This is a genomic window from Paenibacillus nanchangensis (assembly GCF_046543445.1).
Taxonomy (GTDB): Bacteria; Bacillota; Bacilli; order Paenibacillales; family Paenibacillaceae; genus Paenibacillus_AQ; species Paenibacillus_AQ nanchangensis.
This window is the reverse complement of record NZ_JBHOFD010000022.1, coordinates 1-17,713: the sequence shown is the minus strand read 5'-3', so window position 1 is coordinate 17,713 and position 17,713 is coordinate 1. Positions and strand designations below refer to the sequence as shown.

Annotated in this window: 18 protein-coding genes and 1 pseudogene; 14 read left to right on the top strand and 5 right to left on the bottom strand. The window is 54.0% G+C overall.

Features of this window, described 5'->3' with window-relative positions; all coding sequences use genetic code 11:
- Window positions 1-180 precede the first annotated feature (180 nt).
- The 4 genes from ACE6ED_RS17855 to ACE6ED_RS17840 all read left to right on the top strand — a co-directional run bounded on the left by ACE6ED_RS17855 (window position 181) and on the right by ACE6ED_RS17840 (window position 4,515).
- Entirely contained in the window at window positions 181-2,277 is a 2,097-nt protein-coding gene (locus ACE6ED_RS17855; RefSeq protein ID WP_410828572.1) for an alpha-galactosidase, read from the top strand.
- A 235-nt stretch (window positions 2,278-2,512) separates the two neighbouring features.
- On the top strand, window positions 2,513-2,896 hold the full coding sequence (locus tag ACE6ED_RS17850; protein WP_410828571.1) for a hypothetical protein: 384 nt from the start codon (window positions 2,513-2,515) through the stop codon (window positions 2,894-2,896).
- Window positions 2,897-3,002: 106 nt separating this feature from the next.
- The gene (locus tag ACE6ED_RS17845) at window positions 3,003-3,437 is read left to right on the top strand and encodes a GNAT family N-acetyltransferase (protein WP_410828570.1); all 435 of its coding nucleotides are present in this window, start codon (window positions 3,003-3,005) and stop codon (window positions 3,435-3,437) included.
- Window positions 3,438-3,468: 31 nt separating this feature from the next.
- A complete protein-coding gene (locus ACE6ED_RS17840) occupies window positions 3,469-4,515 on the top strand; it encodes a hypothetical protein (protein WP_410828569.1) in 1,047 nt (348 codons plus the stop codon).
- Between the two features lie 172 nt (window positions 4,516-4,687).
- Here ACE6ED_RS17840 and ACE6ED_RS17835 read toward each other — a convergent pair whose 3' ends face one another.
- Window positions 4,688-4,897 (bottom strand): hypothetical protein, encoded by a 210-nt coding sequence (locus ACE6ED_RS17835; RefSeq protein WP_410828568.1) that lies wholly within the window; start codon window positions 4,895-4,897, stop codon window positions 4,688-4,690.
- 467 nt (window positions 4,898-5,364) lie between these two features.
- On the opposite strand from ACE6ED_RS17835, the gene ACE6ED_RS17830 reads away from it, so the two are divergent.
- Together ACE6ED_RS17830 and sda are read left to right on the top strand one after the other, a co-directional pair.
- Complete coding sequence (locus ACE6ED_RS17830) at window positions 5,365-6,027, top strand: YheC/YheD family protein (protein WP_410828567.1); 663 nt, start codon at window positions 5,365-5,367, stop codon at window positions 6,025-6,027.
- A gap of 382 nt (window positions 6,028-6,409) precedes the next feature.
- Window positions 6,410-6,553 carry a sporulation histidine kinase inhibitor Sda gene (gene sda, locus ACE6ED_RS17825; RefSeq protein WP_410828566.1) on the top strand — a complete coding sequence of 48 codons (144 nt, stop codon included), beginning with the start codon at window positions 6,410-6,412 and terminating at the stop codon, window positions 6,551-6,553.
- A gap of 130 nt (window positions 6,554-6,683) precedes the next feature.
- Here sda and ACE6ED_RS17820 read toward each other — a convergent pair whose 3' ends face one another.
- Complete coding sequence (locus ACE6ED_RS17820) at window positions 6,684-7,658, bottom strand: NAD(P)/FAD-dependent oxidoreductase (RefSeq protein ID WP_410828664.1); 975 nt, start codon at window positions 7,656-7,658, stop codon at window positions 6,684-6,686.
- Between the two features lie 320 nt (window positions 7,659-7,978).
- Here ACE6ED_RS17820 and ACE6ED_RS17815 point away from each other — a divergent pair, with 320 nt between their 5' ends.
- On the top strand, window positions 7,979-9,172 hold the full coding sequence (locus tag ACE6ED_RS17815) for an NAD(P)/FAD-dependent oxidoreductase (protein WP_410828565.1): 1,194 nt from the start codon (window positions 7,979-7,981) through the stop codon (window positions 9,170-9,172).
- Window position 9,173: 1 nt separating this feature from the next.
- The gene (locus ACE6ED_RS17810) at window positions 9,174-9,428 is read left to right on the top strand and encodes a hypothetical protein (protein ID WP_410828564.1); all 255 of its coding nucleotides are present in this window, start codon (window positions 9,174-9,176) and stop codon (window positions 9,426-9,428) included.
- A 228-nt stretch (window positions 9,429-9,656) separates the two neighbouring features.
- On the opposite strand, the gene ACE6ED_RS17805 is transcribed toward ACE6ED_RS17810, so the two are convergent.
- Window positions 9,657-10,910, bottom strand: a complete 1,254-nt coding sequence (locus ACE6ED_RS17805; protein WP_410828663.1) for an MFS transporter — start codon at window positions 10,908-10,910, stop codon at window positions 9,657-9,659.
- A gap of 372 nt (window positions 10,911-11,282) precedes the next feature.
- Between ACE6ED_RS17805 and ACE6ED_RS17800 the strand changes: the two genes are divergently transcribed.
- Window positions 11,283-12,389, top strand: coding sequence for an LCP family protein (locus tag ACE6ED_RS17800; RefSeq protein ID WP_410828563.1), 1,107 nt, complete (start codon window positions 11,283-11,285; stop codon window positions 12,387-12,389).
- A gap of 248 nt (window positions 12,390-12,637) precedes the next feature.
- Window positions 12,638-12,766 (top strand): hypothetical protein, encoded by a 129-nt coding sequence (locus tag ACE6ED_RS17795; RefSeq protein ID WP_410828562.1) that lies wholly within the window; start codon window positions 12,638-12,640, stop codon window positions 12,764-12,766.
- A gap of 170 nt (window positions 12,767-12,936) precedes the next feature.
- Here the strand turns inward: ACE6ED_RS17795 and hemQ are convergent, their stop codons facing one another.
- Window positions 12,937-13,686, bottom strand: a complete 750-nt coding sequence (gene hemQ, locus ACE6ED_RS17790; protein WP_410828561.1) for a hydrogen peroxide-dependent heme synthase — start codon at window positions 13,684-13,686, stop codon at window positions 12,937-12,939.
- 177 nt (window positions 13,687-13,863) lie between these two features.
- Here hemQ and ACE6ED_RS17785 point away from each other — a divergent pair, with 177 nt between their 5' ends.
- The 3 genes from ACE6ED_RS17785 (at window position 13,864) to dnaI (ending at window position 17,015) form a co-directional block, all read left to right on the top strand.
- Complete coding sequence (locus tag ACE6ED_RS17785) at window positions 13,864-14,160, top strand: YuiB family protein (RefSeq protein ID WP_410828560.1); 297 nt, start codon at window positions 13,864-13,866, stop codon at window positions 14,158-14,160.
- Window positions 14,161-14,519: 359 nt separating this feature from the next.
- On the top strand, window positions 14,520-16,040 hold the full coding sequence (locus tag ACE6ED_RS17780; RefSeq protein ID WP_410828559.1) for a DnaD domain protein: 1,521 nt from the start codon (window positions 14,520-14,522) through the stop codon (window positions 16,038-16,040).
- 18 nt (window positions 16,041-16,058) lie between these two features.
- Complete coding sequence (gene dnaI / locus ACE6ED_RS17775; protein ID WP_410828558.1) at window positions 16,059-17,015, top strand: primosomal protein DnaI; 957 nt, start codon at window positions 16,059-16,061, stop codon at window positions 17,013-17,015.
- Window positions 17,016-17,094: 79 nt separating this feature from the next.
- On the opposite strand, the gene ACE6ED_RS17770 is transcribed toward dnaI, so the two are convergent.
- Window positions 17,095-17,256: a YqzM family protein gene (locus tag ACE6ED_RS17770; RefSeq protein ID WP_410828557.1), complete on the bottom strand. Its 162-nt coding sequence runs from the start codon at window positions 17,254-17,256 to the stop codon at window positions 17,095-17,097.
- Window positions 17,257-17,482: 226 nt separating this feature from the next.
- Between ACE6ED_RS17770 and ACE6ED_RS17765 the strand changes: the two are divergent.
- Window positions 17,483-17,713: pseudogene (locus ACE6ED_RS17765) on the top strand (hypothetical protein); the annotation flags it as partial.

The window sequence follows — 17,713 nt, the reverse complement described above, 5'->3', positions numbered from 1 at the left end:
ATCAGCATAACGAAACAGGCAAGGCCCCACTTCACCCGAGCGGTGGGTGGGGCCGTTTCTTTTCTATGGTAAGATAAGGGAAGGAAAAGAAGAGAAAGAGAAGAAAGTAAGCAGGAGAAAAAGCAGGGGAAATGAAGGAAAGCCGCCGGGCAGCAGCCTGGGAGAGGAGCGGAAAACATAGTGAAACAAGCCATTGATATCGTGGAAAACGGTTTATATTTGCTGCTGGAGGTTCAGGAAGACGGGGATGTGCGGCTGCTGCACTTTGGCCCCCGTCCCTTTGATCCGCAGACGGTGCAGGAGGCGCAGAAGCCCGGCTTCCGGCTGCTGGAGCTGCAGCTGACCGGAGAAGACCGGGCGGAATACCACGGGCGGACGCACCGGGCGACGTATCCGGGCTTGCGAATGCGCTACACGGAGCATCGTGACTACCGGAATGGACCGGGGCGGAAGCTGGAGGTGGAGCTGGCTGATCCTGAAACGGGACTCCAGGCGGTCCAGCATTTTCAGTTCTATGACGGCACAGCGGTCGCCCGGGCTTGGGTTACGCTGCGCAATGCGGGCAAAGAGGCGCTTGGCGTTGAATATGTGTCCTCTTTTGCGCTGACCGGTTTGGCCAAGGAAGGCGAGCTTAGCCGGGATCAAAAAATGAAGCTGTACCTGCCGCACACCGGATGGCAGAGCGAGCTGCAGTGGCGGAGTTATTTGCTGCCGGAGCTGGGACTGTCGCATCTGACCGACCGCTCGTCCAAACGGGTCGGCGCCAGCAACACCGGCTCCTGGTCGGCCGCCGAGCATATTCCGATGGCGGTGCTGGAGAACACGGAAACAGATACGGTGCTGTTTTGGCAGATCGAACACAACGGCTCCTGGCACTGGGAGATCATCGACCAATACGATCATTTGACGCTGCTCGTAAGCGGCCCGACGGAGCACGACAACCATTGGTGGGTGAACCTGCAGCCTGGCGGGGTGTTCGAGTCCGTTCCCGTTGCGGCGGGAGCGGCGGAAGGCGGGTTTGAACGCGCGGCTGGGGAGCTTACGGCTTACCGCAGACGGATTCGCCGGCCGAATGAAGACAACCGGCTGCTGCGCGTGATTTTTAACGACTATATGAACTGCTTGTGGGGCAGTCCGACAACAGAAAAGCTGCTGCCGCTTATCGATGCGGCCGCCGAGGTTGGCTGCGAATATTTCTGTATAGATGCGGGCTGGTATGCGCCCGGCGAATGGTGGGACGGGGTCGGTGAATGGCTGCCTTCGGCGGAGCGGTTCCCCGGCGGAATCAAGGAGGTGCTGGATTATATCCGCGGCAAAGGCATGATCCCGGGTCTGTGGCTGGAGCTGGAGGTCATGGGTATCCGCAGTCCGAAACTGGCGGAAACGGACGACTCCTGGTTCTTTATGCGTCACGGCAAGCGGGTTAAAGACCGCAGCCGGTATCAGCTCGATTACCGGAACCCGGCCGTCATCAAGCATGCGGATGAAGTCATCCGGCGGCTGGTTGAGGATTATGGGGTCGGCTACATCAAGATGGACTACAACATCAATGCGGGTGTTGGCACCGAACAGGACGCGGACAGCGTCGGCGACGGGCTGCTGCAGCATAACCGCGCTTATCTGGCGTGGCTGGACCGCGTGTTTGCGAAGTATCCCGATCTTGTTATCGAAAATTGCTCCAGCGGCGGCATGCGGATGGATTATGCGATGCTCAGCCGGCACAGCATCCAGTCGACCAGTGACCAGGAGAATTACATGAATTATGCCGCCATCGCTGCGGCTTCGCCGGCGGCCTTGACGCCGGAGCAGTCTGCTGTTTGGTCGTACCCGCTGCGGGACGGCGACGACGAAGAGGTGATATTCAACATGGTGAACGCGCTGCTGCTGCGGGTTCACCAGAGCGGACATCTCGCCGAGCTGACGCCCCGGAGGCGCGAGCTGGTGAAGGAAGCGCTCGATTACTACAAATCGATCCGCGCGGATATTCCGGAAGCCGTACCATTTTGGCCGCTGGGACTGCCGGAGCAGGGCGCCGGCTGGATCAGCCTGGGGCTGCGCCGGGACGGCAAGCAGTACGTCGCCGTCTGGCGGATCGGCGGAAGCGAGGCGGAGCAGACGCTGCCGATCCCGCAGCTTGCGGGCGCTGCAGCCGAAGCGCGGCTTGCGTATCCTGCCGGTGCCGCCGGCGGATGTGCCTGGGACGCCGAAGCCGGCGTGCTGCGGGTGACGCTGCCGGAGGCGCGCACGGCGCGGGTGTTTGAAATTACAGCGAAGTGAGCTGGCTAACGGGACCAAAGAAATCTATAGCGAAGTGAGCGCCTGCGGAGCTGGAAAGTCCGCAAGCGGAACAGCCGGTCCGGATACTATCCGGGGCGGCTGTTTTTTATAAAAATGAACAGCGATGTGTTTCAGAAAGCATGTTATATTGAAGAGGAAGGCTTGCGGCTGCTTATGGAAGGAATCGTCTGCCGCCGGATGACCGGAACGTCAGAAATGCAGGGGGAAATCGGATATGTTCGTAACAGGCTCCGCCATTTTGTATGCTGTATTAACCGGCTTTGCCGTCCTGTTTCAGCTGGGACTCGCGGCCGGATTGCCGTGGGGAAGCCTTGCGATGGGCGGCAGGTTCCCAGGGCAGTTCCCGCCGGCGATGCGGCTTGCGGCCCTCGTTCAGGGCGGCGTACTGACGGTTTTGGCGCTGGTCGTCCTAAGCCGGGCGGGGCTGCTGCTGCCGGAGTGGGAAGTTTTTGCCGGAACCGGAATTTGGATTGCGGTTGGAATTTCCGCCCTCTCCGCCTTAATGAACTGCATGACGCCAAGTGCCGGGGAGCGAAGGCTGTGGGCCCCTGTGGCCCTGCTGCTGCTGGCGAGCGCGCTTGGTACAGCGTTGGGCTGATGGGCTCCCAACTTGCGTTTTCGCTTTCGGATGCGGTGCGGTACGCCAAGCCAATGTGTGGCCTTTTTGCACAGCCGGGACAAAGATGAGGAAAGAAGGATACGATATGATTGAAATGAAGCCGATCGCCGCGGAACATCTCCCTGCATTGGGCGGGCTGTACGAAGAACTAATGGAGGAGCCAACCCGTCTGGACCGGCTGACGGCTGCGTTTGACGCAATAGAGCGCGATCCGCGGTATATTTTGCTGGGAGCGTTTGCGGCGGGAGAATTGGCCGGCTCCATCATGGGCATTGTCTGTCAGGATTTGGTCGGGGAGTGCCGTCCATTCATGGTGATTGAAAATGTTATCGTTTCAAGCCGCCATCAGCGGATGGGGATCGGCAAAACTCTTATGAGTTCCATCGAGGCAGCGGCCCGGGAGCGGGAATGCTCGTATATTATTTTGGTATCGGGCGCCCGCCGCAAGGAAGCGCACCGGATGTATGCTTCTTTAGGTTATCGCGACGAACCGGTGGAAGGATACCGGAAGTATTTATAGCCAGAGGAACGGGAGAGGAGGGTGGTACTTTTTGTTCGATTGGATGAGAAGATACAACAAGGTGGAATACCTGGATCACCCCAATCCGCTGGAATTAGAACGGATGCACCGGTTCATACCAACGGAGAAACCTGCCCCAAATGGCGTAATTAGACCGCAAACGATACACTCTATGGAAACTGAGGAGCCGCCTGAGCTTCAGGAGCGCCTGACAGAAATCGCTATCTGGTTTACTGCAATGGTGGTGTGGGGAGCGGCCGATTCTCTTGCTTTTCCGGCTAGTTCCGAATCGGCGGTCCGGTTAATCATGGAACAGGCTGCCCCGTGTTTCCGAAACGTGCGACGGCTGGGGGGACCTGGTTCCGGTCAAATTTTACTCCAGAAGATAAATCCGGAGATTCCGGGAATGCTGGAACGCTCGAGCAGCGGATTGTTAGAGGTAGTTAAGGACTTGTACCGTCAGCCTTCCAAGAACAAAACGGAGCCTGCCGCCACTTCTTTGCTAACTTATACTTTGGATATGGAAAAGTTCGATCCTATCGCCGCGGAAGGTCAAGCGGAATTGAGGACGCTGCTGCAGGAGATGTATTTCGATGCGGGAGAGACCTGCCTGCTGACGCCGTCCGGCTGGCAGTTGGAAGAAGCGCTCAGCTTATCGCCCGCGTTGCGTTTTTTGGCCGGGATTGCTAAGGAGATACAGCTCCTGGCTAACGGTGCTACGGGCGAAATTTTGGTGATCGCTCTGTCGGGAGCAGCGGTAAAACGCTCCATTTTACGCGGAAGCGCCCGGGCTGGCTCTGTGAGAATACATAAGGAGTGTCTATATTTTCATACCGGGGGCGGTATGGTCTATGTTGCCAATTTGAGGGGACAGCTTCCTGTCCGCTGTCTGGCAGAGATTCAAGACGGCGCTTATTATCTCATGAACCTTTCCCAGACATTCGAGGAATTTGACCCCGCCTGCTGCCGCCGGATTCCCGGTACGGTGAGCATTGCGGTTAGTGGAGAGGCTTCGCTCCTCCGGAGGCTGAATCACGAGATTGAACGCCGTTTGGGAACAGAGCGTACAGCCGACTGAAAAAAACAGCAGAGATCAGAGGCTGTGGCGCTTGCTGCCCGCTAGGAGCGAAGCTGATCGGACCAACTGAACGTGTTCGCTCCCCTTCGTACAAACACAAAACGGCCTCCTCTTTCGCGGATTCAACTGCGAAAGGAGAGGCCGTTTGAATGAGGACAACTCTATAACGGGTTTATGCAGGCACGATAAACGTATGATTCACCATCAGCGCGATCATCGCGGCTGCGCCCAGCGAGAAGGCAATGCAGCCGGCGCCAAGCGCTCTGCGCCGGTCACGGATGAATTTTACGCCCAGGGCGCAGACAAGCAAGGTGATGCCGGCGAGGACGACGGACATGCCGACCATGGCGATCCAGTACAACACCTCAAACAGCTCAGCCATAATTCCCCTCCATACAGTCTGAATTTGTGCGATAGATCATTGCATTTTGGATTTTTGTTCTGAACTAACTATACGTTACTCCCGCCGGTTTGAAAAGCGCTTTCTTGTACTTGTTCGCCGTTTGCAATGCCCATTGCAATCTGACCTGGCCTAACCGGCTACTCGACTCTACTCTGACTCTACTCTGACTCTACTCTGACTCTACTCTAGCTCTACTCTAGCTCTACTCTGACTCTACTCTAGCTCTACACTAGCTCCAACCCAACCCAACCCAACCCAACCCAACCCAACCCAACCCAACCCTATGCTCTGCGTTTACCCTTCACGTTCTCTGCATGCTTTTTGTGACAACCTGTCGCCTTTTTTTGCCGGCCGCCCGATTCACGGGACAAACATACAGGAGGCATTTGCTGCCCGAGCGTAAGTATAGGGTATAGCGGCACAGCACAGAAAGGGGAGGAAGCAACATGGCGGGAAGACAGCTGGCAAGCAAATGGCTGAAGACGGAAGCTCTGCTGAGCGATCCGCGCATTGCCGGATACATTCCAAAGACGGTGAGATTCAGCGCGCCGGCGCTGCGGCAAATGCTGCGGCTGTATGGGAATGTGGTTATCAAGCCGGTTGTGGGCGGCGGCGGCTACGGCGTAATCCGGGTGTTTCGGCACTGGCAGGGATACGCTTTTACTTATATGAGCACAACGCGAAGCTATGCCGGATTTTCGGACATGTACCGGGCACTTACCCGCGTTAAAGTCAAACGGAAGTATTTGATCCAGCAGGGCATTTCGCTGGCTCAGATCGGAGGGCGGCCCATCGATTACCGCGTGAAGGTGGTTAAAAACGGAGATCATTGGGAGTTTCGCTCCATGGTCGGACGGCTGGCCCGTCCAGGTCTGTTCGTTACGAATTTGTGCAAGGGAGGCACGATGCTGAGCTGCAGCGAGGGGCTGCGTCGTTCGCTGCCGAAGGTACGGACGAGAGCTAAACGTTCGGAAATGCGGAGTCTCACCCTTCACTGCATCGGGCTGCTGGAGCGGCGTTTTCCGGGGATCGGTCAACTTGGGTTTGATTATGCGGTGGACCGTCAAGGCCGAATTTGGATTTTGGAGGTGAACACGCGGCCCCAATGATGCCGAGGGGAGGTGGCTGGTAGGTTAGTTTTGCAGCCCATACCCTTAAGGAGATTGTGTGACAACGGCTGCCTCCGAATGTTTGGCGTTTGAAAAGAAATAAATGGAGGTAATATATAGGGATGCCGACGCTCCTTTCTACCAAATTAGGGTCGGCATCCCTTTTTTGAAAAATATTTTTTAAGAGTAACAGCGCCGAGCGGACCTGTGTATAACTTTTATCCCCATAGTCCACTACAGAATAACAGGTGTTATCGGGCTTACTCACATTTTATACACAGGATTTCCACAACGGACTGTGGATATTGAGAACGCTTGTTCTGTTTCTGATAGTTTGCTATGATGAGAACGGAACCAAATAAAGGAAAGGTAGGTGAACGTTATGGTTGAATTATCGGATGAGTTGCTGCTTGACTCTTATTACAGAGCATTGGAATTGCAGCTGGAGCATGATTTCATCGCTCTGTTACTCGTTGAAATTCGCAAACGGAACTTACACTCTCCATGTGAGGCGGTAGTGCACTAAACCCGCGATGCAGCTTATTTGTTCCACAGTCTACCAGAGACCGCTCTACACCTAAATAGGGTATCCTCCGAATAAGAGGATACCCTTTTTCATGGATGACGTTTAGGTACTAACTGCCGAGTTATACGGCTTACAGCTTCATATTGCTGCTGTGCCCAGGCGAGAGCTTCGCTTCGGGATCAATGTACACTTTCGCATTGTTGACAGCAGTTGGCGCTTCGCCGAATCCGACAGCAATGAGCTTCAGCTTGCCGGGATAAGTAGTAATATCGCCGGCGGCAAAAATGCCGGGAATGCTGGTCTCCATCCGTGAATCGACGACAATGGAGTTGCTCTCGATCGCAATGCCCCATTCGGAAATTGGCCCCAGCGAAGAGACAAAGCCAAAGTTGACGATGACGCTGTCGACTTCGATTTCGCGCGTCTCTTTGGTTTTGATGTGGGAGAGCGTAACGCCGGTGATGAACTCTTCGCCGTGAAGCGCCGTAATTTCCGTAGGCGTAACGACTTCCACCTTGGAGGCCATCAGCTTCTCGACACTGTGTTCATGGGCGCGGAATTTATCGCGGCGGTGAACCAGCGTAACCTTCTCGGCGATGGGCTCCAGCATCAGCGCCCAGTCTACCGCGGAGTCGCCTCCGCCGCTGATCAGCACTTTTTTACCCTGGAATGCATTCAGATCGCTTACAAAATAGTGCAGGTTGGCCCGCTCGAAACGCGCCGCTTCGGGAAGCTCGAGCCGGCGGGGTTCAAAAGCCCCGACGCCAGCCGTAATAATGATTGCCCGGGCGTGGTATTCCGCTTTGTCGGTTGTTACGACGAAATGGCGTTCATCCTGCTTCACAACGGAGGCCACCTTCTCTTCCAGCCGGATATCGGCCTGGAACAGATCCATCTGGCGGGACAGATTGTCCACCAGCTCCTGTGCGGTAATTTTCGGGAAGCCTGCGACGTCATAGATATATTTCTCTGGATACAAAGCCGCAAGCTGGCCGCCCAATTGGGGCATACTTTCAATTAAGGTCACCGATGCCTGGCGCATCCCGCCGTAGAAGGCGGCAAACATGCCGGCTGGGCCTCCGCCTATGATTAACAGGTCGCTCATAGGAGCGCCGGATTGCTCGACTGTCACTGGTATTGCACCTCCAGGTTGATATATTCATTTTGCCATACTTACACACTTTCCCATTATATACGCAGACATGCCCCCCTGCAAAGACGGTTTGGACATGGGGAAAGTTAACGGAGTTTCAAGTTCTTTACCATTTGATTAATAGAACGCGAAGGTTTACAATGTATATGGTTATTTTTGAATTCCTTTAAGTTTTATTGGAATTTGTTACAGTGTAATGTGGTAATTTTCACAAAAATATCGTTTTTTAAAAAAACACATAGACAGATTTACCTGTTGGAAGGAGCCGGAACATGAGCAGCATACCTAAAATCGTTATTCTTGGAGCGGGATATGGAGGAATTTTGACCGCCCAACGTTTACAAAAGGCTTTGAATTACAATGAGGCCGACGTGACGCTCGTGAACCGACATGAGTATCACTATTTCACGACCCATCTGCATATGCCTGCAGCAGGGACGGACAGCATTGACCATACTCGGGTGTCCATCTCCAAGCTGATCGACGAATTCAAGATTGATCTTGTCAAGTCGTCGGTGCAGGAAATTCGCACACAGCAAAAGAAGGTTATCCTCGAAGACGGGACATTGTCCTACGATTACCTCGTAATCGCGCTTGGCGGCGAGCCGGAGACGTTTGGTATCCCGGGGCTCGACAAATATGCGCTGACGATCCGCAGCATCAATTCGGTGCGTCTGATCCGCGAGCATATCGAATATCAATTTGCGAAATACAAAAATGACAATAACGCTCAGGAGCACATCAATTTTGTGGTCGGTGGAGCGGGCTTCAGCGGTATTGAATTCGTGGCTGAACTGGCCGACCGGATTCCTGCCCTGTGCAAGGAATTTGATGTCGATCCAAGCATGGTGAACATATATAATGTGGAAGCAGCCCCTACAGCACTGCCGGGTTTTGCGCCCGAGCTGGTGGAGCACGCCATGAACGTGCTGACGAAGAAAGGCGTTACCTTCAAGATGGGCATTGCCATCAAGGAATGCCTGCCAGGATCGGTCATTCTCGCCAACGGCGAAGAGATCAAAGCTTCGACTATCGTCTGGACAGGCGGTATCCGCGGCAATCGTCTGATCGAAGCCGCCGGCTTCGAAGCTATGCGCGGCCGGGTCAAAGTGGATGAATTCCTCCGCGCCCCGGGACATGAAAACATCTATATTATCGGCGACGGCTCGCTGATGATTGGACCGGAAGGCCGTCCGTACCCGCCTACGGCGCAAATCGCGATGCAGCAGGGTGAATGCTGTGCGCACAACCTGGTGGCGGCGATCCGTAACCAGCAGCCTAAGAAGTTCGTGTTCAGCAACAAAGGCACCGTTGCTTCGCTCGGCAAAGGCCAAGGGATCGCCGTAGTCGGAAGCAAAACATACAAAGGCTGGACAGCGGCGCAGCTTAAGAAGGTTGTCGACATGCGTTACCTCTTTATTATCGGCGGCATTCCGCTTGTATTGAAGAAAGGCAGATTCCTGTAACATGCGGCACTGCAGCGTACAGGTTCGCGGGCTGCTGACGCGGGACGAGCTGGACCGGTACAACGGACTGATCGAAGCGGGCACCTATCTGGAGGATCAGGGACGCCACGACCTTGCTTATTTCGTCCAAAAAGAGATTGATTTTTTGATTCAGCCCGCTATCGAACGGCTGAAAGACAAGAGCCGTGCCCGGGACCGGGCGACGGCCGAGTATCTGGAGAGTCTGAAGCGGGAAGCGGGAGAAGAAGAACAGTAACGTTAACCTCATAAGCAATAACACAAGGATTCTTCCCATGCCATCAAGGCAGCGGAAGAATCCTTTTTGACGTTGATAGCGGAAGACAGTGCGTGTAATTGGGTTTGCTATCCGCCATCACCATCTGGTTAGAAGGAGAGCAGCAGCGTTAGCGTGACATGAAGTCAAGAGTGAAAAGGCGTAGCTGACAGCCGCCCAGGTTAACCCTATTGCTCCGCTACTGCTCCGCTACTGCTTCGCCTGCGGCTCGGGAAACAGCTGAAACAACCTGAGGTACAGCACGGCTCCTAGCGCGGCAAGCAGCAAAATGATTCCAAAAATCCACAGCGGTTCCAGCCATCCGGACAAGGTAACCGTTAGCGGAGCGGCAAATTTGGCCGCGGTTGCCTGCAGGCTGTCGGCGCCCATATATTGCCCTCTGGACTGCTCGGGCGCATAGCGGCTGATAAAGCTTTGGGTCACAGGCGAGCGGACAATTTCGCCGAAGGTGAAGACCGTTGTCATCAGAAACAGAAACCAGAAGTTAGTGCCGAGTCCAAGTGCAAAGGTTCCTACCCCTGACAGCAGGCAGGATAGCACGAAGACGTCGCGTTCCTTCCATTTCCCCAGCCACTTCGACATTGGGAGAATGAACAGGACAAACAGCAGGCCGTTCCAGCCCAGCAGCCAGCCGTAAAGCTTTGTTCCGCTCAGCACAGGGGAGCCCGCCAGCCAGTGAAACAGCCTTTGTGCCGGGACCTCATCCGTAAGATAGACGGCAACATACAGGTCAAGCTGCATGATCGGGATCAGCGCACAAATTCCTGCCAGCGTATAGATCCGGAAGACGGGGTCGCGGAATATCACGGCATAGCCGTTCACCTGTTCCTTAAACGACCGGAGGATGGGGCGTTTTGCTGGTTTTGCTGCCATACCCCGCTGCGGGGGAAGCGTCTCCTCGACGATTAAATACAAGGCGAGGCCATAAGCAAGCATTACGGCGGCACAGGTCCAGAGCAACTCCTCCCGGTACTGGAAAAAGAATACGGCACCCAGCGCCGGTCCCAGCACAGCCCCCACATTGTGTGCAGTCATAAACGTGGCGAACACTCCGCGGCGCTCCGCTGCGGGGACAAGATCGGCAACCATGGCCGAGCTCGCGGGTTTGTAGACGGCTCCGCCCAGCCCGATCCCGATAAAGGCGAGATAGTCCAGCCAGCGGGACGGGGATAACGCGAAGCAGGCGAACATTACGGCTTGAAGCGCCGTACCGAGCAGCATTACAACACGTCTCCCCAAGCGGTCGGCCAGTGCTCCGCCGAGCAGACTTCCGGCAAGCGCAAACAATGGGGGCACTGTCATAAGCAAACCGGCGGCCTTCGGGCCAAGGACATTGCCGAAATACACGGTGATAAACGGGAAATACATCCAGAACAGCAGATTAAACAAGCCTTCGCCAAACAGGCGAACTTTTAAATTGGCATTCCATAAGCGGATCTGCACTTTATTCTCCTCTTTCTTAGTCACTAAATAGCGTTTCCCAGCTGGGTATCCCCATGTTACAGGAACTTTCCGCCAAAATATAGACTTATAATGCGGCCTGAATTATACTAATAATATGAAAATCGAATAGCGGAACGTTTGTTTCAAATGTCCCATTAAACGAACATTTGTTCCAGATGATGGTATACAAGGCGCCTGCGTAGGCGTCTTTTTTTGTTACTTTTGCGTAGCGTAAACGATACTTTCCGGTACCTGATGCCTATCGACCAATGCCCCGGAAGATGATAAGATGGGTTTTAATGGAAATTAAGACCTATAATCACCAGAGGGCTGCCTGATATTTTTTAGGCTCCGGAAAGGCAAACAATAATCATGAAACAAGATCCTCCCGGCATAACGACATTGGAAAGATCCTCAAGGCATCGCAAAAACGGGCAGTCTAGAAAGAACAAGAAACGCACGAAAAACAAAAAACGAAGACAGAATATTTGGCTGCCTTTACTGATTGCAGTGGTATGTCTCGGAGCGGCAGGCTTCATTTTTTGGAAGCAGCTGGCTTGGTTAGGCTTTCATTATTTCGTCTCTCCCGCTGCGGAAAAGACGATCCAGCGTTCTTATGTTCCTTTGAAGGAAGACCCGCCACGTGAACAGACGGTTGAGAACCGGCTAAACGCCCCATTTTCTCTGCTGCTGCTCGGTACGGACCAACGGAACAATGAAAACGGACTGTCCGATTCCATCATTTATACGGTTATCCGGCCAAAGGAAAACAGAGCCTTGTTCATTTCTATTCCCCGCGATTCCTACACGGAGATTATCGGAGCGGAGAAGGTGAAAGGAGCCAGAACAGAAACGAAAATTAACGCGGCACATTCATATGGCGGGCCGCAGATGGCTGTGGATACAGTCGAACATCTGCTGGATGCGCCAATCCATTATTATGCAACAATTAATTTTAACGGGCTGGTGGAGGTTGTGAATGCGCTCGGCGGCGTGGAGCTTCCGGTAACCAAGCTGATTGAAAACAAAAATCCGCTGCACGAAAAGCTGCGGGTGGAGCCTAACAAACCCATCTATTCCGGGGAAGAGGCGCTGATGTATGTACGCTACCGTGAGGATTCGGATTTCAACCGCACCGAGAGACAACGGATTTTTCTGAAAGCAGTCCTGAAACGGATGCAAACCTTCGATAATATTAAGAACATCAGCAGCATCATGGACCTGGCCGGCACGAATCTCAAAACCAACATGAATGCGGACTTGATTCTTGGACTGGCGGAGAAAGTGATTCTGAAAGGGGAAGCGCCGCAGATTACCAGCCGCATGCTAAAAGGAGAAGGCAAAAAGCGCGGACAGTGGTATTACATGCTGGATGAAACGGATGTCCGCAATACTCATGACATTATTGCAACGTGGCTGGATTCCGGATCTTCGGAGGAAGAGTTAAAGGCAGCCGCAATCGGGGCAAGCAAGGAGTAGCTCCCGGAATAGCTCCGGAATAGCTCCGGAATAGCACAGAGGCCGTATCCCAATAACCATTTTAGCTCGGCTCATTGTCAGTTTTGATTCAGCCGATCCGGCCAGGACAGTCAGTTTACAGATTTACGAACATTTGTTCCTAAATTTGCGTGGAACAGGTATGGAAAAGGCCTAAATCATGGTATAATAGTAAGGACAAGGTCAACCGGTGGGGGAGACATGGCGGGAACCCGAAAGGGGGTGACGCCATGTTGCTTCTTGAAATGTGTCTTAAGATTCTGGATGCCGTCGTGAAGTTGATCAGTATCGCTTCGGGGATCACAACTTTGCGCAACACCTGGAAACGGGCACAACACAAGAAAAACCACCGGGACTAGGTTGGCGCCAAATCCGGTGGTTTCTCTTGCTTAAGTCAGTAAGCTGAACTCGCCGTGGTCTCCCACCGGCCTTTGTCATGGCGCGATGTTCCCGCATCGCGCCTTTTTGGTTCATGTACCTTGATTATAACACAATTTCAGCAAATTTATGCCTTAAATCGGCAAGTTTATTACAGCTTTAGCATTTCGGCAAAGGTTTCGGCTGTCAGCAGGTTGCCGACATAAAACGGTCCGAACTCCCCGTAACGCGCACTCACCTCGTCAAAACGCATCTCATAAACCAGTTTTTTAAACTGAACCGCGTCGTCGGAGAACAGGGTGACACCCCACTCCCAATCGTCCAGGCCAACCGATCCGGTGATCACTTGTTTAACTTTGCCGGCATAACCTCGGCCGATCATGCCGTGAGAATACATCAGCTTGCGGCGTTCTTCCATATCAAGCATATACCAGTTGTCGGCCAGCTCGCGTTTCTTGTTCATCGGGTAAAAGCAGATATGTTTAGCCTTGGGCAGCACCGGCTTAAGGCGTGCGACAACATGCGGATTCTGCATCGGATCGCCGCCGCCCTCGCCTGAGTTGTAATTACTCAGCTCGACGATGCTAACATAGGAATAAGCTTTAGTGGTATATTGCGCAAAAGCGGTCTTGTTGAATGCCGTCTCCAGCTCATTCAGCGCTTCGAGGCTCTCCCGCAGGTACATGATCACAAAATCAGCTTTTTGCCCAACGATCGTATACAGCGCGGTGCTGCCCGTCTTCGATTCTTCAACAGCATCCCATTCCGCCAAAAATGCGTTCAGTTCATCCAGCGCCACAGCGCGTTCTTCGTCATCGGCCTGATTCCAGGCCGTCCAGTTCAGCGAACGGAAGTCGTGCAGGGCGTACCAGCCCTCCAGCGTCAAAGCGGCTTCGCTCATTATCTCAGCTCCTCGGTTGTTTTCCATCTACAAGCATTGTAGCGCAATTCCCTTCCACAGGGCAAACGAAGGCGCTTTCTTGTAGAGAATGTTCATTGCTTCGTTACATTTTTTCGAGTAAACTTACCTGTAGAGCCGTGGACTGTGCGGTTCTTTATAGAGAGGAGTGCAGGATCGATGCAGTTTATCCCCGTTTTTGTGCTCACGGTGTTGTTCTTCGTGATGATGTTCGGCATCGGTTTCATTCTCAATATGCTGATGAAGACGACCTGGTTTCCGGCTTATTTGTTTGTCATTGTCATTCTGCCGGTGGTCGTATACTCGATGTGGAACCGCAGCACCTTCACGCTGTGGGAGCATATTTCTTCTTACGGTCCGGTCGACTATTTGACCGGTGTGGCTGGACTTGCCGGCGCAGTGCTCAGCGGCTGGACGATCCGCAAGCTGCGTCTGGGCGGATACCGGATGTTTTAAAGCTTCAATCAATGTTCGGAAGCCCCATCCAATGTTGCGAAGCCCCATCCAATGTTGCGAAGCTCCATCCAAATGTTCCAAAGCCCCATCCAAATGCTATAAACCCCCGCCCGTTTTTGAAATCGTAAACGTTATCATTACAGCGCCGGCCCCACGTTTGTGGGGTTTTTTGGCGTCTCCCGTGCGGACCGGCTGCAAAAGGAAACCGGCCGAATAGGCAGGCAGTCGAAGCATGTCGCAACACGCGCGCGAACGGAGGCAGAAAAGGGGGAGAATTGAGCTTTTTTCCACATTTGCGGCTGCCGATTTTGTGATAGAATAGAAATCTACATCAAACGAGGGACAGGAGGCCTCCGCCTATGCGCATGAGCAACATCCATTATTTCACCGAACATCACCGGTATTGTGTGTACCGGGAGTTTGGTCTCAGCGCGCTGGATCAGCGGATGCTCACCTCCGTCTATCAGCCGATGGTGGGAGCGTTCGCCATCGGCTTGTACCGCCTGCTGTTCGAGCATGTGCCGTCCGAAGCCATCGGTTATTCGGCTCCCGACCAGCAGCGGAGATTGTTCCTGACGCTTGGCGTCGAGCCGAACGAGAAAGGCCGCAAATACCTAATCGACCAAACCTCACGGCTGGAAGCGGTGGGACTGCTGTCGACGTGCCGGATTTTTGTGCCGGAAACCGATGATTATATGTACGAATACGAGCTGCTGGCACCGCTTGGACCGTCGGAATTTTTTGCTACACAGCATTTAACGCTGCTGCTGCGGGACAAGCTTGGGAAGTTCGCCGTGCTCGCGCTGCGGGAGCAGTTCTGGGGCGCTGAACCTGGAGAATGGGGACGCAGTCCGGTCAAAGAAAATATCTCCGTACCGTTCTATGACATTTTTGAACTGAATACGCATGTGATCGATTACGAGCTGGAGCAGGCGCTCGCCGAAGTGGCGACGGTACGCCAGCCCGGACTGCGGGAGGCCGGGGAGCAGCAAATCGGCTACAGCGATATTATTCTCCGTTTTCCGCGGGAATCGAAGAACCGGTCCCATGTAGAGAAGCTGCGGTTCGATCATAATCAGATGGCTGTCATCAACTATGTGGCCAACAAATATAACCTCGGCCCCGAAGACTTGTCCCGGCTGCTGGATGAAGACGATGTCTTCACTCCAAGCGGAGAAATTGTGCTGGATACGCTGCAGCAGAAAGCCAGCGAGCATTTCCGGCAGGACATCAAGCGCCAGGAGAAGCGGGAAATCGCGGCTGCCAAGGTGGTATCGCTGCGGGCCGGCCTGTCGGCCGGAGAAGAAACGGCGCCTCCCGAGCAGTCCGTAGAAATGGAATTTTACGTGGAAGTGCCTCCGCAGTTTATTAACCAATGCGATATTCATCAATACAATATGATGCTGCGCAACAAGCCTTACCGCGAAATGCTGCAAAAATTTTTCCCGGGGACGGTACCCGCTCCGGTTATGGATATGTTTCTCAACATCGACCTGAATTATAAGCTGTCGGAGGAAGTCATCAATGTGCTGATTCATTATTTGATGACCATGGTTGCTTCCGGGGAAGAGCAGCGGCTGAACCGCAATTTCGTTGAAGCCATTGCCTCCAACATGCTGATGAAGCAGGTTAATACTTACGAGAAGGCGGTCCGGTATATCCGCGAGCAGTCCAAGGTAAAAGGGAAAAACGCTGCCGGCGGACCCGCCGCAGGACAGCGCACCCGCAAAGCCGCCGGACGTTCCGGCAAGCCGGAGATCCCGATTGCCGTGGACGACGGCAACGGCGCGGCAGTGTCGGATCAGGAGTTCGCCGAGATGATGAAGCTGGCCGCCGAGATCAAAGCCGGCAAACGAAAGGGCGCTTCCGAGGCGCCATAAGAAAGAGAGGAAGAAGCAATGGAGTCGATGAGCGATGTGCTGCGGTCCATGAGCAGTCCGGCACTGCGCCGCCGTTCGCGCGATCTGGAGCAGGAGCTGCTGAACCATCCGCTGGTGCTGCGGCTCAGAGAAGAGCATCCCGAGCTCGGCGAGAGCAGGCTGCGGCTGCATCTGCCGCGTCTGTATCAGATGGTCGAGGAACGCCGCCACTGCGACAACTGTCCCGGTCTCGACCGGTGCCCCAACGATTTTCCGGGCCATTACAGCAAGCTAACCGTGGAGACCGCCGGCGGACAACCGGACCTGTATGAACGCAAGACGGCCTGCCCGCTGCAGATTGCCCGCGACAATCAAGAGCGGATCCGGCGGCGCATCCGCAGTTTTTATGTGGACGAGCGGCTGCTGAATGAAGGATATGACGAAATCGATATCATGGGCAAGGACCCGAGACGGGCGCTCGCGGTAAAACGATTGTTTCATTATATAGATCAGGTGAAACGGGAGGGGCTGCCGACCAAAGGGCTGTATTTGTACGGTTCGTTTGGAACGGGCAAAACCTTTTTGATGTGCTACCTGCTTCACGAATTGGCGATTGCTGGTCATACCGGCGTTATCGTGTATATGCCTGATTTTATGGAGGATTTGAAGTCCATGATGACGGACGGGCAGCGGCTGAAGGAAATGGTAGATACGCTAAAGACCTGCGACCTGCTGATCTTCGACGATATCGGAGCCGAGAACCTGAACCCCTGGGCACGCGATCATGTGCTTGGGGCGATTTTGAACTATCGGATGAACCGTAAGCCCACGTTCTACACGTCCAATTATCCGCTTGAAGGACTGGAGAAGCACTTAAGCTTCACCAGCAAAGACGGCGAAGAAGTTTATAAGGGACAGCGGCTGATGGACCGCATTACACCGTATGTTGATGTGATCCCGCTGTTTGGAGAGAACCAGCGTAAGACGAATTATTAACCTGCACTACATCATCGGTTTTTAACAAGTAAAGCGCCCCGGACCGTCTATTGGTCCGGGGCGCTTTACTGTGCAACGCTTAATCCAAAAACACAAACTTGACGATAACCATTCCGAAAAAAACAACCGCCATAAATGTCGTCATTCCGAAAAAGCCGTTCATCAGATCAAAAAAATCGTTGCGGGGCTCCTCGTTCACATGCTCCCGCGGATCGCGTGCTGCGGATACATTGGAATCCATGCCTGCCGCCTCCCGTATAACAAATGTCATTGACAAATGATGCGCTTTCTTTTCAGTATACCGAATCCTAGATCACCTTGTAAAGGAAGGAATATACGGCAGCCCGCAACTTCATTCTGTTTTGCAGAGAAGGGGAGGGGGAAGGAGCTTTTTGCACCCGGTGTCCGGATTCGCTAGAATTGTAGGAAAGACTTGGAAACAAGGGACATGGGGAGGCGCATAGAGGATGACGGAGGAACACGGCCGGCAGGCTGGAGGAGAAGAAGAACGGGGGGAACGGCAGCAGGGGCGGGAGGGGCAAGAGGCCCGGGAAGCCCGAGAAATCCGGGAGGGGCAAGAGGGCCGGGAAGCTCGGGGAGCTCAAGAGGCAAGAGGGGAAGAAGGGACCCGTGAGGCCCAAGAAGCCCAAGAAGCCCAAGAAGCCCAAGAAGCCCAAGAAGCCCAAGAAGCCCAAGAA

Bases quoted from the DNA above. Each gene is read 5' to 3' on its own strand.
- sda (WP_410828566.1), top strand. From the start codon at position 6,410: ATGGTTGAATTATCGGATGAGTTGCTGCTTGACTCTTATTACAGAGCA.
- ACE6ED_RS17800 (WP_410828563.1), top strand. From the start codon at position 11,283: ATGAAACAAGATCCTCCCGGCATAACGACATTGGAAAGATCCTCAAGG.
- ACE6ED_RS17815 (WP_410828565.1), top strand. From the start codon at position 7,979: ATGAGCAGCATACCTAAAATCGTTATTCTTGGAGCGGGATATGGAGGA.
- ACE6ED_RS17795 (WP_410828562.1), top strand. From the start codon at position 12,638: ATGTTGCTTCTTGAAATGTGTCTTAAGATTCTGGATGCCGTCGTGAAG.
- hemQ (WP_410828561.1), bottom strand. From the start codon at position 13,686: ATGAGCGAAGCCGCTTTGACGCTGGAGGGCTGGTACGCCCTGCACGAC.
- ACE6ED_RS17785 (WP_410828560.1), top strand. From the start codon at position 13,864: ATGCAGTTTATCCCCGTTTTTGTGCTCACGGTGTTGTTCTTCGTGATG.
- ACE6ED_RS17810 (WP_410828564.1), top strand. From the start codon at position 9,174: ATGCGGCACTGCAGCGTACAGGTTCGCGGGCTGCTGACGCGGGACGAG.
- ACE6ED_RS17835 (WP_410828568.1), bottom strand. From the start codon at position 4,897: ATGGCTGAGCTGTTTGAGGTGTTGTACTGGATCGCCATGGTCGGCATG.
- ACE6ED_RS17850 (WP_410828571.1), top strand. From the start codon at position 2,513: ATGTTCGTAACAGGCTCCGCCATTTTGTATGCTGTATTAACCGGCTTT.
- ACE6ED_RS17830 (WP_410828567.1), top strand. From the start codon at position 5,365: ATGGCGGGAAGACAGCTGGCAAGCAAATGGCTGAAGACGGAAGCTCTG.
- ACE6ED_RS17820 (WP_410828664.1), bottom strand. From the start codon at position 7,658: ATGAGCGACCTGTTAATCATAGGCGGAGGCCCAGCCGGCATGTTTGCC.
- dnaI (WP_410828558.1), top strand. From the start codon at position 16,059: ATGGAGTCGATGAGCGATGTGCTGCGGTCCATGAGCAGTCCGGCACTG.
- ACE6ED_RS17770 (WP_410828557.1), bottom strand. From the start codon at position 17,256: ATGGATTCCAATGTATCCGCAGCACGCGATCCGCGGGAGCATGTGAAC.
- ACE6ED_RS17845 (WP_410828570.1), top strand. From the start codon at position 3,003: ATGATTGAAATGAAGCCGATCGCCGCGGAACATCTCCCTGCATTGGGC.
- ACE6ED_RS17780 (WP_410828559.1), top strand. From the start codon at position 14,520: ATGCGCATGAGCAACATCCATTATTTCACCGAACATCACCGGTATTGT.